The sequence below is a fragment of the Treponema sp. OMZ 855 genome (genome assembly GCF_024181145.1).
GTDB lineage: Bacteria > Spirochaetota > Spirochaetia > Treponematales > Treponemataceae > Treponema.
The window spans coordinates 509,565-524,695 of record NZ_CP051194.1 but is presented as its reverse complement, the minus strand read 5'-3'; the positions used below and the strand labels follow the sequence as shown (position 1 = coordinate 524,695).

General features: G+C 41.6%; 14 protein-coding genes. 13 read left to right on the top strand and 1 reads right to left on the bottom strand.

What is annotated here, in order from left to right; all coding sequences use genetic code 11:
• Positions 1 to 58: 58 nt before the first annotated feature.
• The 13 genes from E4N65_RS02500 to E4N65_RS02440 all read left to right on the top strand — a co-directional run bounded on the left by E4N65_RS02500 (position 59) and on the right by E4N65_RS02440 (position 14,085).
• A complete protein-coding gene (locus E4N65_RS02500; RefSeq protein ID WP_253673918.1) occupies positions 59 to 1,873 on the top strand; it encodes an ABC transporter ATP-binding protein in 1,815 nt (604 codons plus the stop codon).
• A 366-nt stretch (positions 1,874 to 2,239) separates the two neighbouring features.
• Positions 2,240 to 4,000 carry an aspartate--tRNA ligase gene (gene aspS, locus E4N65_RS02495; protein ID WP_253673916.1) on the top strand — a complete coding sequence of 587 codons (1,761 nt, stop codon included), beginning with the start codon at positions 2,240 to 2,242 and terminating at the stop codon, positions 3,998 to 4,000.
• Between the two features lie 3 nt (positions 4,001 to 4,003).
• Complete coding sequence (locus tag E4N65_RS02490) at positions 4,004 to 5,041, top strand: amino acid--tRNA ligase-related protein (RefSeq protein ID WP_044013587.1); 1,038 nt, start codon at positions 4,004 to 4,006, stop codon at positions 5,039 to 5,041.
• Between the two features lie 364 nt (positions 5,042 to 5,405).
• On the top strand, positions 5,406 to 6,038 hold the full coding sequence (locus E4N65_RS02485) for a GyrI-like domain-containing protein (protein WP_371921848.1): 633 nt from the start codon (positions 5,406 to 5,408) through the stop codon (positions 6,036 to 6,038).
• A gap of 51 nt (positions 6,039 to 6,089) precedes the next feature.
• The gene (locus E4N65_RS02480) at positions 6,090 to 6,287 is read left to right on the top strand and encodes a hypothetical protein (RefSeq protein ID WP_016522332.1); all 198 of its coding nucleotides are present in this window, start codon (positions 6,090 to 6,092) and stop codon (positions 6,285 to 6,287) included.
• Complete coding sequence (locus E4N65_RS02475; protein WP_044013590.1) at positions 6,274 to 6,615, top strand: type II toxin-antitoxin system PemK/MazF family toxin; 342 nt, start codon at positions 6,274 to 6,276, stop codon at positions 6,613 to 6,615. The genes E4N65_RS02480 and E4N65_RS02475 overlap by 14 nt, the downstream gene beginning before the upstream one ends.
• A gap of 115 nt (positions 6,616 to 6,730) precedes the next feature.
• Positions 6,731 to 7,669 (top strand): hypothetical protein, encoded by a 939-nt coding sequence (locus E4N65_RS02470; protein ID WP_044013592.1) that lies wholly within the window; start codon positions 6,731 to 6,733, stop codon positions 7,667 to 7,669.
• A 157-nt stretch (positions 7,670 to 7,826) separates the two neighbouring features.
• A complete protein-coding gene (locus E4N65_RS02465) occupies positions 7,827 to 8,459 on the top strand; it encodes a hypothetical protein (protein WP_253673914.1) in 633 nt (210 codons plus the stop codon).
• An 897-nt stretch (positions 8,460 to 9,356) separates the two neighbouring features.
• Complete coding sequence (locus tag E4N65_RS02460; protein WP_044013597.1) at positions 9,357 to 9,776, top strand: hypothetical protein; 420 nt, start codon at positions 9,357 to 9,359, stop codon at positions 9,774 to 9,776.
• Positions 9,777 to 9,780: 4 nt separating this feature from the next.
• On the top strand, positions 9,781 to 10,956 hold the full coding sequence (locus E4N65_RS02455; RefSeq protein ID WP_253673913.1) for an NADase-type glycan-binding domain-containing protein: 1,176 nt from the start codon (positions 9,781 to 9,783) through the stop codon (positions 10,954 to 10,956).
• A gap of 85 nt (positions 10,957 to 11,041) precedes the next feature.
• Entirely contained in the window at positions 11,042 to 11,671 is a 630-nt protein-coding gene (locus tag E4N65_RS02450) for an Hcp family type VI secretion system effector (RefSeq protein WP_144389696.1), read from the top strand.
• A gap of 134 nt (positions 11,672 to 11,805) precedes the next feature.
• Complete coding sequence (locus E4N65_RS02445) at positions 11,806 to 13,155, top strand: acetate kinase (RefSeq protein WP_044013605.1); 1,350 nt, start codon at positions 11,806 to 11,808, stop codon at positions 13,153 to 13,155.
• A gap of 381 nt (positions 13,156 to 13,536) precedes the next feature.
• On the top strand, positions 13,537 to 14,085 hold the full coding sequence (locus E4N65_RS02440; RefSeq protein WP_044013607.1) for a GNAT family N-acetyltransferase: 549 nt from the start codon (positions 13,537 to 13,539) through the stop codon (positions 14,083 to 14,085).
• A 71-nt stretch (positions 14,086 to 14,156) separates the two neighbouring features.
• On the opposite strand, the gene pflA is transcribed toward E4N65_RS02440, so the two are convergent.
• Positions 14,157 to 14,897, bottom strand: coding sequence for a pyruvate formate-lyase-activating protein (pflA, locus tag E4N65_RS02435; protein ID WP_044013609.1), 741 nt, complete (start codon positions 14,895 to 14,897; stop codon positions 14,157 to 14,159).
• Positions 14,898 to 15,131: the final 234 nt, after the last annotated feature.

Genomic DNA, 15,131 nt, shown 5'->3' with positions numbered 1-15,131 from the left:
ATGTTTGAAACTTCACCAATTAACCATTACACATTACCAATTAAATGAAGGAGAAATTATGTTACAAAGATTTTTTGCGTTATCCGATGCGGGGACGCGGAATTTACGTTTGTCGATTACGCTCGCGGTTATTATCAACTTATTTATAATGGTTCCGCTGGGACTTTCGCTGTATGTGCTGCAGTATTTTTTGGCGCGCATTATGCAGCAAGGTTTTCAAGCCCCGAATGTATGGGCGGTAGTAGCAGCCGGAGCGGCGTTTATAGCCGTGCTGTTTATCCTCGAAAAATTAAAGTACGGCAGGACGTATAACGGCGCGTATGAAGAAGCGGCGAACGTGCGTATTTCGCTTGCAGAGTCGCTTCGGAAGCTTCCGCTGTCGTATTTCGGCAGGCAGGATTTATCGTATTTAACCTCAACACTTTTAAACGATGTTACAACGATTGAACAAGCGTTTTCTAATGTCGTACCGGAAATGTTCGGCGGTATTATTTCGATTTTAATTGCGGCGGCTCTTTTAGCGTTTTTGGATTGGCGAATGACTATTGCATTGTTTGTTTGCGCCTTTGCAGGATTTTTTATTGTTGTCGGCTGCCGGAAGCTGTCGGAAAAAAAGATGAAAAGCGTCATCGTACGGAAGGATGCGATATACGATTCGCTACAGCAGATGATAGACAATATCAAGGTGCTAAAATCTTCCGATAAAAAATATTTGTATGTGCAAAAGCTCAAAGACGATATTACCGAAACAACGCACGCTGCGCTCAAATCGGAAGCTGCGATCGGAGCACTTATGTTCGGTGTGGCCGCGTTGATCCGGTTCGGCTTTCCGCTCGTCATTTCGTATGGAGCGTACTTGCTGTCGCAGGGGCAAATCGAACTGTTGACCTATATCGTTTTTTTGTTGGTCTCATGCCGTATCTTCGATCCGTTGACGACAGTGTTTATGCTGCTTGCCGAATTCTTTTATACACTGATTGCCGTCGAGCGGAAGCAGGCGATTGTCAATTATCCCAAGCAAACGGGAAGCGAAGCTTTTAAGCCGAATGGATATGATATCTGTTACGATAATGTGTCGTTTTCGTATAATGAACCGAGCGGCAAAGGTCTGAGTAACATCGGTGGAAACGCTGCCGATAATTCAAATAATGCAGGTAGCACCGCAAACGATACCGGAGAAAACACGGTAAGCGGAATCAGCTTTACTGCAAAGCAGGGCGAAATTACCGCACTCGTGGGGCACTCCGGCTGCGGGAAATCCACCATTGCGCGATTGGCGGCGCACTTTTGGGATACGTCATCGGGTACGGTTAGCATCGGCGGCGTCGATGTTTCCACGGTAGAACCGGAAACCCTGCTCAGCGCATTTTCGATTGTGTTTCAGGATGTTGTGCTCTTTAACGACACGGTGTACAACAATATTTTAATCGGCAACCGGAATGCAACAAAAGAACAGGTGCTCGCCGCCGCAAAAGCCGCGCAGTGCGAATCGTTTATCGAAAAACTGCCGCAGGGCTACGATACGGAAATCGGCGAAAACGGTTATACCCTTTCCGGCGGAGAACGCCAGCGACTTTCCATCGCCCGCGCTCTCCTCAAAGATGCACCGATCATCCTTTTGGATGAAGCGACCGCCGCCCTTGATCCGGAAAACGAAACGCTCATTCAGCACGCCATCGGTACACTTATAAAAGGTAAAACCGTTATCGTCATTGCGCACCGTCTCCGCACCGTAAAAAACGCCGATAAGATTATCGTGCTCAACAAAGGCATCATTGCCGAAACCGGTACCCACACAGAGCTAATGGAAAAAGACGGTATTTACCGTGAGATGTATAGGTTGCAGAGAGAAAGCGACCAGTGGTCGGCGTAAATAGAAGGGCATCTACTTCGTTGCTTAGTAAAAATTAATCCTCAACGTATCAAAGATACGCCTCCGGTTAATTTTTACACGCGCCTCGTATCTGCTCCCTCTATTTACGCCGACGGATATTTCAGAACCGCCACGGACGGCGGTGGTTCTAGTCTGTAGCGTGTTTGCTTTGCAAACACGTAGGTACGAAATGTACATGGATGTATATTTCGTACCGTGCCTGCGGGTGTTTTTTGCACGCTCCTAGCATCTGCTCCACCTATTTGCAAGTTGAGGGGATTGCTCGTTCTTCTCTGTCCAGCATGAATCAGAACACGAATTGCATAAACGCCCCGTTTCAACTATACTTATTTTATTATGATAGAAATGAAACGGACAGTTACCTGCGGAGAGCTGCAAAAAAGCGACGCCGGTAAAACAGTAGTATTAAACGGATGGGTACACCGCAAGCGCGACCACGGCGGTATCTCTTTTATAAACTTACGCGACCGCTACGGGCTGACACAGGTGGTTGTCGATGACGATGCAAGCCCTGAGCTGAAGGAAACCGCAGCCGGTTTGAAGATGGAATATTGTATTGCCGTTGAAGGCTCGGTGCGGGAGCGTCCCGATTCCATGGTCAATACCGAAATGACAACCGGACATATCGAGGTGAAGGCGCAGCGCATTGTCGTGCTGTCGAAGAGTGCTGTGCTGCCCTTCCAGATTGACGAAAAAACCAACGCCAACGAAGACCTCCGGCTCAAGTACCGCTACCTCGACCTGCGTTCTCAGACCATGCAGGATCACCTGATATTGCGCTCAAAGGTTACGTTTGCCGTGCGGGAGTACCTCACAGCGCGGAACTTCTTGGAAATTGAAACGCCGACCTTTATTAAATCGACGCCGGAGGGCGCGCGCGACTATTTGGTGCCGTCCCGCCTCTATCCGGGCAAGTTCTATGCGCTGCCGCAGTCCCCGCAGCTGTACAAGCAGATACTGATGGTCTCCGGCTTTGACCGCTATTTTCAGATTGCCCGCTGCTACCGTGATGAAGACGCACGCGGCGACCGCCAGCCTGAGTTCACCCAGATCGATATTGAAATGAGCTTTGTTTCCCGCGATGACGTGCTCGACGTTACCGAAAATATGTTCCGCACGGTGTTCAAAAAGACGATCGATGCAGATTTGGCGCAATCCTTCCCGCGGATCAGCTACGATGATGCCATCGACCTGTACGGCACCGACAAACCCGATATCCGCTTTGAGATGAAGATGCAGGATGCCGCATGGATGGCTGAATGCACCGAGTTTGCCGTGTTCAAGGATGCGGTCGCCGCCGGAGGAGCCGTCAAGGCGCTTGTAGTGAAAGGACAGGCAGCAAACTACAGCCGCAAAAAGATCGAAGAGCTTGAAGCTGCGGCAAAAATCTACAAAGCAAAGGGGCTTGCATGGGCAAAAGTTGCAGGCGGCGCATTCGAAGGCGGTATTGCCAAATACTGTGCCGGTGCCGAGGCTGAAATATGCAAAAAGCTGAACGCCCAAGACGGCGACCTGCTCCTCTTTGTTGCCGATGCAAAATATAAAACCGCCTGCACCGCGCTCGGCGCTGTCAGAAGCAAGCTCGGTAAGGATTTAAACCTGCTTGATCCAAAAGTGTTCGCCTTTTTGTGGGTTATCGACTTCCCGCTCTTTGAATGGAATGAAGATGAACAAAAATGGGATCCCGCACACCACATGTTCTCCGCGCCGCAGGAACGCTACCTTGATACATTGGAGCAAAACCCCGGCGAGGTAAAGGGAGACCTGTACGACCTTGTACTCAATGGCTACGAAGTCGCTTCCGGCTCAATCAGAATCCACAATCCGGAGCTGCAAAAACGGATATTCAACATTGTCGGCTTTAACCCCGCCGATGCGGAAAAGAAGTTCGGCTTTTTAACGGAAGCGTTCAAATACGGAGCGCCGCCCCACGGAGGTATTGCACCCGGTCTTGACCGCATCGTAATGCTGATGGCAGGCGAAACCTCAATTAAAGAAGTGATCGCCTTCCCCAAAAACACCTTTGCCGTCAGCCCCATGGACGAAAGCCCCAGCGAGGTTGACGAAAAGCAGCTTGCCGAACTGCACTTGAGCATTCGGGAATAAGCAGTGGACATCGAAGCGCTTGAATTCCGTGCGGCTTGTTTGCAGGCCGCGCGGAATTTTTTTATTACACATGGATATCTGGAGCTGGACACTCCGGCGCTTGCTCCGGCGCTCATCCCCGAAAGCTGTCTCGAAGTGTTCCGCACAGAATACCTCAAACCCTTTAAGACCGGCGAAGAAGCGGCAGTCCCGCTCTTTCTTGTCCCCTCCCCGGAAGTATTCATCAAGCCGGTTATTGCCGCGCACGGCCGCTCGGTGTTTCAGCTTTCCAAATGTTACCGCAACTGCGAATCAGTCGGGCATATTCACAACCCCGAATTTACCATGCTGGAATACTACACCATGCAGGCGAATTACCGCGATTCCGTCACGCTTACCGAAGCTTTTCTACAGACTATGGCGCAGGCAGTTGCGGGACTGCCGCTTGCCGCCCCCGAATTGGGTGCGGTGCTTTCCAAACCGTTTTTGCAGCTGACTATGGACGAAGCCTTTAAACGATTCGCCGGTTTTTCCCTTGCCGAAGCGGAAACACCGGAGCTTGCCTTTCATGCGGAACAGCTCGGCCTCGGCGACAGGGCGCAATATGAAGACTGGGCGTGGGATGATTTATACGAGCTGCTCTTGGTGCACTGCATCGAACCGCAGCTTCCGCCCGATGTGCCGGTTGCGCTGCTGGACTATCCCGCCCGGGTACCCTGCCTTGCACAGGAACGGTCGGAACAGCGTACAGCCGCGGACGGACGGACATATATATGGAAGACAAAAGAGCGGTGGGAAGTGTATGTACGCGGAGTAGAGCTCGCAAACTGCTATACCGAAGCGCGGGATGCGGGAGAAATCAACCGCTCTTTTACGGACGAGACTGCGATCAAAAATGCAACGGCGCGGGTTCCGCATCCCGTACCGGAGAACTTCGGCGGGATCTGCGCCCGTATGCCCCCATGTTCGGGCGTCGCGATGGGTTTTGACCGCTTAATCATGCTGCTCGGCGGCAAAAAAACGCTCGAACCGTTTTTATACGATGGATTTTCTCGTCTATGATACACCTACAATACATGGGGCAGCTCTAAAAACTCACTTAGAACTTGTTTAGAGGGATTCCATACTGCTTTTGCAGTTTGTACATACCGATTCCGGATTTGGAACGACATCCACGCCCTCAACCGCGGCGGTCTCGGCGTTCAAAAGCCCTATAAACAGGATGTGATTTTCTTAGGCCTATTTAGTGAAGATAGGCCTAATCTGTCTGCTGATGATGTGTTCAGGCGAGTATTATGGTAGAAAGATACAGTTGTTTGGAGAGGTACAGCTTAGATTGAAAGCGCATAGTTTCTATGATATTATGAGGAAAGATCGAAAAGGTGTTATGTGGACTGCCCAGTGGGCAGCTATTATGGAGAAAAGAATGGCATTTGATTTCAAGAAAGAATATCGGGAATTTTATCTTCCCAAAAATCAACCGGAAATTGTAACAGTTCCAAAAATGAATTATATTGCAGTTAGGGGAAAAGGAAATCCAAATGAAGCAGGCGGCGCTTATCAGCGGGCAGTTGGAGTATTATATGCGGTAGCGTATACTCTAAAAATGAGTTACAAGACTGATTATAAAATTAACGAATTTTTTGAATATGTTGTTCCTCCGTTGGAAGGTTTTTGGTGGCAGGCCGGGATTGACGGCGTAGACTATTCAGACAAATCAAGCTTCAATTGGATTTCGGTAATTCGTATTCCAGATTTTGTTACAAAAAAAGATTTTGATTGGGCTGTAAAGACTGCTGCTGAAAAGAAAAAAATCGATTGCTCCTCTGCGGAATTTCTATCGATTGAAGAAGGCTTGTGCGTTCAGATAATGCATAACGGTTCTTATGACGATGAACCGGCAAGCGTAAAAATTATGGATGATTTCATTCGATCAAATGGATATGAAAACGATATGACGGAAAAACGTTTGCACCATGAAATTTATCTTTCAGACCCCAGAAAAAGTTCTCCGGAAAAATGGAAAACGGTCATCAGACATCCGATAAAAAAAGCATAATTTTGTGAAAAATTGTTTGAAATATGGTATAATGAAAGTTGGAGGTGCGATATGTCAGATACCGCCTACGCAGATTTTACGGAACAAGTGCTTTCTCTTTCCTATGAACAGACAATTATTTTAATGGGGAAAATGCTCGAGTCTTTGAAAACAAAACGGAATGAAGAAAATTATACCGAAATGGAAAATGATATTGCCCGAAGTTCAATGAACACTATGTGGGAGGAATTAAAAAATGACACATGGTGAGATATGGACAATTGATTTTGGGCAACCGGTAGGCAGCTTGCCGTCAAAAATACGTCCTGCCGTCATAATGCAAAATGATTTGCTTGGAATAAAAGATCTGAATACAGTTGTGGTAATTCCTTTTACTTCGAATCTAAACCGAGCAGATTTTGAGCCTAATATTCTTATTGAAAAAGAGGAAACTGGGCTTTCGAAAGATTCGGTCGCAGTAATTCATCTTATTGGTGCGGTAAATAAATTTTGCCTTGAAAAGAAGGTGTCAAGACTTTCCGAAGAAAATTATCAGAAGCTTGTGGAAGCTGTGGTAAAATTGGTTGCAAATGAGTAAAAAATCACATAACAAGTAGCTCAAAGCCGACAAACGGGACAAGCCCGTTTGCGGTTTAGCTACATAGTTAGGTTGATGCCTTCGGCGCAATAAGAAGAAAAGGCAAGGAGTATGTATGCCAAAAGGAAGTAAAAAGGAAATATTGCTGTGTATTGTATTTTGGGCTTCTTTTATATTAGCTTTTATTGTAATGATTGTCATGGGACTACGTGGATCAAAATCATCGAATTATGAAATAATTATAAGTAATGTTTTATTATTTCTTTTTACTACAGTTGGTTCTGTTATTTCTGGTTATTTATTTAATAAAAGTTTATCTACAGAAAAAATAGACACAATTGCTGAAAGATCTTGTGAAAAAATGGTTAATCTTTCTCTAGAACTGCAAAATTTACGAACTTATTTGTTAAGTACAGAAGAGGCACTTGAGGATGAATTGAAGGATTCTGATGTTATTCAAGCTGTTTATCGACAAAGAATATTAGCAGCGGCAGATAGAGTGAATTCATTAAGTTCTTCAAATGACACTTTTAGAAGTGATTGGCTTGGTGTTGTTTCTGATAGTTGTAAACAAAATCTTGAGATTAAATTTAATACTATAAAAGAAGTTGTTTTTGAAACCAATGATAGCCGTCAAACACCTAATACAAAGTATGATATTCATAATGAAAAAAATAATCTGCTTAAGCAACAGATGTTAATGCAAATATTACCTTCAAGTAGAATGTCTGTGATAAGGTCTGTAATAACAAATTATACTATTGACGAAAGAAGTGAAAATTATCAGAAAGGAACTATGGAAATAAGAGTTTTAAGAGAAACAAAAATTGCAACTGGAACATGTAAGTTAATACCTCCGTTTGATGATATACCTCAGACAACTGTAAAACTAATTTCAAGCCCCCATGAATATATTTCCGAGAAAATGCCATATCATATTGGAAATGGAACAACTTATGATTTTCATATAAATTTCACATCGAAAGATAAATCTCTGTCAATTCCAATTGGTCGTTATATCTTTGAATATGAAGTAACCCCAAGAGACTCCTAACACCCGCTTCAACCTGACATTTGTTTTGTCATAAAAATTGCTTTTCGTGCCTTTGCCACACTGCAACTTTTCACGCCAATTTTTGCCGTTGGCAAAAACCACAAATGCGGTTTAAAACAAAGTTATGCTAATACTCAACTTTTGTGTTTTATAAAAAATGAAGAAGACTAGTAATAATGATAAAAATAGCGGTTGGGAAATACTTTGTTATTTACTAATTGTATTTTTTTTATTTTTAGCATGTAAGAATTATTATAATCTTTCACACTTGGAAAAATTTGGAATCATTGAAACCGCAATTATAAAATCATATTCAATAAAAAGCCATATAGAGGGAAGTGGAACATATTATCATGTAAAAATTGAATATAGTTTGCTTGGTGAAAATTTAAAACAAATTTGTTCTTTTGATTTCAAGCCAAGTGAAGAATACTATGAAAATAAAAGAATACAAATTATTCACGATTCTAAAAATGATTTCAAACTTCCAATAGCTGAAAAAGAAGCGTATAAAAGAAATGAAATAAATGGAAATTTTATCCGTGCAATGGGAGGTTTATTTATTATATTATTAGCAAGATGTGTTAATTACATATTCGAAAAAAACCGTAATCGAAACAAAAGAATAAAAAAACTTATAAAAAAGAAACCTGAATTAAAAGAGAAGTATAGAAAAGAAGAATGTATAAAAAATATAATCATTTTAATCTTGTTAGTACCTTTTCTGTTAATTCACTGTCTAATTGAATGGATAAGAGAAAGGTTTGATAGCAAAAAAAGAAATAAATAATGGCAGTCTGCTATACACCGATACGTTTTACAACTTAACTGTATGTTAGATGAACGTACTATCGTACGAATTATCAATTCAGGAGTTATAAAGCATGAATGAAAAAAATGAACTAAAGAAAAAATCGGATATTGATTTATGGATCATTTTTATATCAACAATGCTTGTTATTATTTTATACAATAGTTTTTCATCAATAATTAGAACTATAACAAAGAATGCATGGGGATGTGTATTTATTTTCATTATATTTTGGAATGCTTATTAAACAATTTATTTGATATAACACCCGCTGGGGCGCTGTAATGGGATAATAGATGAGAAAAATCTTTTTTAGCAAGTTTTAGTTGCTGAACATAAGCCGAACTTTAAGATTCAGTTTAAAAAGCTTTTTCACATCACATACTCACCGATTTTTATAAAATATTTTGTGTTGACAAATCGATAAAATAGTATGTATAGTATAGATGTATATAATATGTAAATGGGATGAAAATAAAACTCTGAAACTATAAGGTTAGGTCGACAAGCCAATCACTTGCGGAAAATTTATAGGAGTTCTTAAATGAAAAGGAATACATTTGTTGTGCTACTAGTCTGTCTATTGACAATATCAGTAGCAGTTGGATTTGCAAGTTGTGAAGTAAAAGAAGAACCCTGTCTGCAATGCCGTGGAACTGGAAAATGCTCACACTGCGATGGGACTGGACAAGATTACGATACGCATTATTATAATCATAATTGTGTTGCGTGTAAAGGTTCTGGAAAGTGTCATAGATGTAAAGGAACCGGAATATATAAATATTAGAGATATTTATTTTGACACGAATTTTTTTAACGCTGCTATTTTAGGCAATGTATTATTTATGTCTTTATTACACAATATAGGAACTGATAATGAAGTTAACAGAAAGTTTAAGAAACGATTTTATAGCTTCTCTGAATAGATTATCCAATTCAATAAATAAGATTATTGATGAAGAATATTATGATTACTTTCAAATATCTGAAATCCATAGAACGTATATAGAATATTGTAAAGCCTTAAAATCAGTTGAGCTTTTTTCAGATATTCCCGTGAATTTTGATATAAAATTACCAAAGTTATTTATAAAATTAAATTGGGTAGGAAAAGCCACTATAACAGATTATTTTTTATTTGGAAAATATACACAAAGGAATTATCGATTCGAAAAAAAAGCAAAGGCAATGCTTGAAGATATAAAAATAAATCTGCAATTAATATATGTCTATCTGAAAAATAACAATGTAATTCAAAACCAAAATAACAGTTATATCAATGAATTAAGGGGATAAAATAATGAGAAAAAATATTATTATTTCTATTATATATCTTTGTTTCTTTTCATTTGCATATGCTTCCGAATCTTATGAAAAAGAATATATAAATAAGCCTGTAAATAATAATACCCAGTATACCGGGCGGGTAAAAATAACTCAGGGAAATAAACAATATCATAATATCTGGGAAATAAAATCAAATTCCGTAAAATGTAAAAATCAAACAACCATTATTAAATGTACCGAAAAAACGAAAGTATATACCGATTTTAAAAACACTCAGAAAGATGATTATACACAATACCTTATACATCCTAATTGCGAATTTCTTGCAAGCGGAAAAGTTGATGGTCAATGGGTCTATATAAAACTTTTAGAAGGAGACTGGCGGTGGATTTCGGTAAATAACATACAGTTTATCACAGGTTCACTAAAAGAATTACCTGAGTTGAAATTTCAAAAATCTTATAGCGATGAATTTACGACTATCGTATTTTATGAAAATGCTATTCATATATGTGCGACAGATGATTTTGATACGGATGTATTAAATAATAACATAAGCGGACTTTTTCCTTTAAAGAAAGATGTAGAATATCAATTAGATTATATCAACTTTAATAATAAAAAATATCTAATGCTTGCAAATGATAATCTTATATCATTAATAAATGATTATAACAAAGAAATTTACTATGGCGTTGATGGAATCAGCGTACTAAGAAAGGAATTATTTGGATTTTCTATGCCACATATTTTTTCCGCCTCCAGTGAGTTAAAAGAAAAGAACACTTTATATTCTGCAAAAAATCTTGATAATCAAGATGGCAATGCGCCTTGGGTTGAAGCTGTAAAGGGAGACGGAATCGGTGAGTATATACATATACAGTACGATCAGATCCAGGCGCTTATTATTTCAAATGGATATGTACATTTTAATAAACCGGATCTTTATGAAAATAATAATCGTGTTAAACTTTTTGATGTCTATAATCAGGATGGCAAAAAAATTCAAGAAATTGAACTTAAAGATACGCCGAATCCTCAGATTTTTAAAATTGCAGAAAAATGTCAGTCTATAAAACTGGTAATTAAAGAAGTTTATAAAGGAACCAAATGGGAGGACACCTGTATAAATTACATTAAGATTATTCCTGATTTTTGTTCTTTAGATGGATTTATTTTAAATAATTAAAATACCGGATTCATTTATGATTAACAGAAAGTCTTGGCAAAAAATGAAAAAGATTTTACGAATATGCATAATAGGGGTATCGATCATGAGTTTATTTTCTTGCTTTAACAGTAGAAATAAAGAAGAAGTATTTTGGACTTGGTTTAAGAAAAATTCATCGCGGTTGTTTCATTTTGAAAATGAACAAGAAGAAATATTTAATGAGCTTGCTTTTCAGCTTGGAAAAATAAATCAAGACTTAACTTTTGAATTTGGTCCTATACAAAACGGTAAAAGAGAATTTATAATAAGTGCCGGCGGAATAAAAGCTTCATTTCCGGCGGTTGAAAAACTATACTCGGCAAAACCGGAGATCGCTGAATGGGAGTTTATTAAATTCCGACCCCGACGTGATACAATACATACAGTTCAATTCCATGAAAAGAAGATTGAGCCGAAAGAAATCAGATTCCTTTTATTTAATGATGATGAAAAAGATAAAATTGGAATATTACTTTTTCTGAATGGATATAATGAATCCGAAAGCACAATTTATTATCAAATTGCATATCTATTTCTAGATCACATAATCGGTGAGTATGATGTTGAAACTTATATAGGTTCAATAGAGATACAAGGTTTTGACAGTAAATATTTCAATCAATCTATTCAAATCGATAATCTTGCTATGATGTTTGATGGGGAGAAGATAAAATTACAGCCCACCTCACCATAAGATAGAATAGCTCTTACTTTTTGACATTTCTCCGATTTCGCTATATACTGAAAGCTCATGAATGATAGAGGCTCTTTAAAGAAAGAAAGTCTATCGATATTCTATACTTATTATCAATAAACAGGAGTTTTTTCATGGTTATTTTGACATTGAACTGCGGCAGTTCTTCGGTAAAGTATCAGGTGTATGATTGGGACAACAAAAGTGTCCTTGCATCGGGTGTTGTAGAACGGGTAACTCAGCCCGGCAGCGTTATTACCCACGAGGCAAAGGGAAAAGACAAGTATGTGCTGGAAAGCCCCTGTCCCACCCATACCCATGCGGTTGAACTCATTATCAAGACCCTAACGGATTCGTCCGTAGGTGTTATCACCGACATGAATGTGATTAAGGCTGTCGGCCACCGCGTAACCCACGGCGGAGATAAATTTATCAAGTCGGTTATCGTAACCCCCGAAATCATCAACACATTCCGCGAAGTGCAGGATTTAGGACCGCTGCACAATCCCGCCAATATTATGGGTATCGAAGCTGCTCAGAAAGTACTGCCGAATGTTCCGCACTGTGCGGTTATCGACACGGCGTGGCATCAGACGATGCCCGAAACAAGCTTTATGTACGCCATTCCCCACGAATGGTACGAAAAATATTCCGCCCGCCGTTACGGCTTCCACGGCACCAGCTTTCTCTACACGGCAAAGCGAGCTGCCGTCATCCTCGGGAAAAAGCCGGAGGATACCAATATCGTCATCGCGCATATCGGGAACGGCGCTTCGATGTGCTGCGTCAAGCAGGGCAAGTGCTTCGATACCTCGATGGGACTGACCCCATTGGAAGGCTTGGTCATGGGTACCCGATCCGGCGACTGCGATCCCGCCCTTCCCTTCTATATTATGCGGAAAACCGGCATGACACCGGCGGAAATGGATACTGCCTTGAACAAAAAATCAGGACTTTTCGGCGTTACCGGACAATATGTTGACCGCCGCGATGTTTCTAAGGCGATGGAAGAAGGCGATAAACGGGCACGGCTTGCCTTTAATATGGAAGTATATCGCTTGCAAAAATACTTCGGCGCCTATATCGCCGCGCTTGGTCAAAAACCGGATGCAATTGTCTTCACCGCCGGCGTTGGAGAATTCGGCTTCGACACCCGGCTCGCCGTCTGCGAAGGCTTAACTCACCTCGGTATCAAGATTGACCCCAAGAAGAATGCACTTGCCCGTACCCGCAACGCGGAAACCTGCATCAGCGCTGATGACTCGCCGGTAAAGATATTCGTTATCCCCACCGACGAAGAACTCGTTATGACGGAAGACGCATATGCATTGATGAAGGGAACCTACGACGTGCATACCAAGTTCACCTATTCATTCCAGTCGCCCGACTATGTCAACAAAGCTCGCGCGGAAGGCCTAAAAAAAGACCTCGAAAAGAAACCGGAACTTGCAAACATCGTCGTAAAGATTCCCGGCGCACGGTAAAAATAGACATCCTTGTCCATGTTTAACTACAAGTTCATTGGGCAAACACGCTATTGATTAGAACTACCGGCTGCCATCGTGATTTTGCATAGCCAGCGCTTTTGCAAATAATCTCTCCGTCAGCCTTTTGAAATAGACGGTGTAGATACAAGGCGCGAGCAATTTTTATTCGTGCGGAGGGTTTAATGCCCCGATGCTTTGCGTCGGGGTTATTGATTTCAGAAAAAGCCAACCGCATCAGACAAGTAAATAAACAGCGCAAAATAAGTGAGGCTAGGCGACCATTTGAGCCGCAATGCGGCGAAATTCTGGTTGAATAGCCTCACTTATTTTGCGGGGATACACACAGCAGCCTGATACGGTTGGCTTTTGGAGATTTGTATGTACATAAAAAAATTGATAGGCACTCAATGCTATCTTTCGCCACTCAATATCGAAGATGCCGAACAATATACCGTTTGGCTGAACGATATGGAAGTGACCGAAAATCTGCAATTAGTTTCATCGATTATTCCTGTCGATGGAGAAAGGGAGCTTCTAAAAAAACTCGCTCAAGATCACAATTACGGTATCATCGACAAAAAGACTAATGAGCTGATCGGCAATGTCGGCTTTATCGACATCAATCACCTTCACCGGACGGCGGAAATCGGTATCTTCATCGGCAATAAGAGCTATTGGGGTAAGGGATACGGGCGAGAAGCACTGTCGCTGCTGCTGGATTACGCTTTTAAAAAGCTTAACCTGCATAATATTCTGTTACGAGTATATGACTTTAATCGGCGTGCCGTTGCCTGCTACGAAAAGGTCGGCTTTAAAAAAATCGGAGAAATCCGCGACGGTTTAATCCGAAATATGGAATACCACAATATCATCCTGATGGATATTCTACCCGCAGATTTTTACGAAACAAATCCTCAGTATAAGTAAGCGGTTTTCAGTATGTGCTTCCGTTTTCATGCAAAGACGAGCCGTTTCATTTGTATAAGCAGAGCGCCGCGCTATTTCTCTGCCGCACCCGATGTAAGCGGTAAACCGCGGTCAAGAAAAATCTGCTTTGCAACTGCATACTCTTCAGCCGAAAGCGGCGGCACGCCTTCCAGCGGATAGACCTTGCCGAGTTCTTTCCATTTAAATACACCGAGTGTGTGGTAGGCAAGAAGATCAACTTTTTCCACATTCGGCAGCGGCTTAATAAAGTCGGCTAGCTTTTCTAATAGCGCTGTATTATATGTAATGCCCGGTACAATCACATGCCGCAGCCACACCGGTTTATTAATAGAAGTAAGATAATCCAAAAAGGCTAAAACACGGGAAAGCGGCGCTCCGGTCAGCTCCTGATGCTGCTCTTCATCAATCGATTTTATATCGAGCAGAACAAGATCGGTGTACTCCAAAGCCGCCTTTACTTTATCGTTTAGAAAATAGCCGGATGTATCCACCGCCGTATGCAGTGAATCTTTTTTGCACAGTTCAAAGAGATTTTTTACATATTCAGGCTGTCCGAGCGGCTCCCCGCCGGTTACCGTAACACCGCCTGCAAAAAGGTAGTAGTGCTTGTACCGTCTGATCCGCTCAAACGTCTCCTCAGCAGTATCCAGAATACGAGCATCCTTTCGCTCCCACGTATCGCAATTATGACAATACTTGCAGCGCATCGGACACCCTTGCAGAAATACCACAAACCGCAATCCCGGCCCATCTACCGTCCCAAATGTTTCATACGAATGAATATATGCCATAGAAACTGTTGTATAAAATCCTTTTGCCGTAAGCCTGTTGAACAGTGTACTTCCGTGTACACTGTTCAACGACAAGTTTTTCTAGCGAAAAACTTGCTGCTATTTAGAACCACGCCCATCCTTGGGCGTTCTGATACGTTGCGCATTTATTGCAGAAGCGGCACGGATGCCGCTCGTATTAACCAGCAGCGATGTTTCGGCTTTGCCGAAATTCGCCATTAAAAGTGTACACGG

What these genes read in the sequence shown, in the direction of transcription:
- E4N65_RS02460 (WP_044013597.1), top strand. Translation starts at nt 9,357, where the DNA reads ATGAAGTTAACAGAAAGTTTAAGAAACGATTTTATAGCTTCTCTGAAT.
- E4N65_RS02465 (WP_253673914.1), top strand. Translation starts at nt 7,827, where the DNA reads ATGAAGAAGACTAGTAATAATGATAAAAATAGCGGTTGGGAAATACTT.
- aspS (WP_253673916.1), top strand. Translation starts at nt 2,240, where the DNA reads ATGAAACGGACAGTTACCTGCGGAGAGCTGCAAAAAAGCGACGCCGGT.
- E4N65_RS02475 (WP_044013590.1), top strand. Translation starts at nt 6,274, where the DNA reads ATGACACATGGTGAGATATGGACAATTGATTTTGGGCAACCGGTAGGC.
- E4N65_RS02445 (WP_044013605.1), top strand. Translation starts at nt 11,806, where the DNA reads ATGGTTATTTTGACATTGAACTGCGGCAGTTCTTCGGTAAAGTATCAG.
- E4N65_RS02480 (WP_016522332.1), top strand. Translation starts at nt 6,090, where the DNA reads ATGTCAGATACCGCCTACGCAGATTTTACGGAACAAGTGCTTTCTCTT.
- E4N65_RS02485 (WP_371921848.1), top strand. Translation starts at nt 5,406, where the DNA reads ATGGCATTTGATTTCAAGAAAGAATATCGGGAATTTTATCTTCCCAAA.
- pflA (WP_044013609.1), bottom strand. Translation starts at nt 14,897, where the DNA reads ATGGCATATATTCATTCGTATGAAACATTTGGGACGGTAGATGGGCCG.
- E4N65_RS02440 (WP_044013607.1), top strand. Translation starts at nt 13,537, where the DNA reads ATGTACATAAAAAAATTGATAGGCACTCAATGCTATCTTTCGCCACTC.
- E4N65_RS02450 (WP_144389696.1), top strand. Translation starts at nt 11,042, where the DNA reads ATGAGTTTATTTTCTTGCTTTAACAGTAGAAATAAAGAAGAAGTATTT.
- E4N65_RS02500 (WP_253673918.1), top strand. Translation starts at nt 59, where the DNA reads ATGTTACAAAGATTTTTTGCGTTATCCGATGCGGGGACGCGGAATTTA.
- E4N65_RS02455 (WP_253673913.1), top strand. Translation starts at nt 9,781, where the DNA reads ATGAGAAAAAATATTATTATTTCTATTATATATCTTTGTTTCTTTTCA.
- E4N65_RS02470 (WP_044013592.1), top strand. Translation starts at nt 6,731, where the DNA reads ATGCCAAAAGGAAGTAAAAAGGAAATATTGCTGTGTATTGTATTTTGG.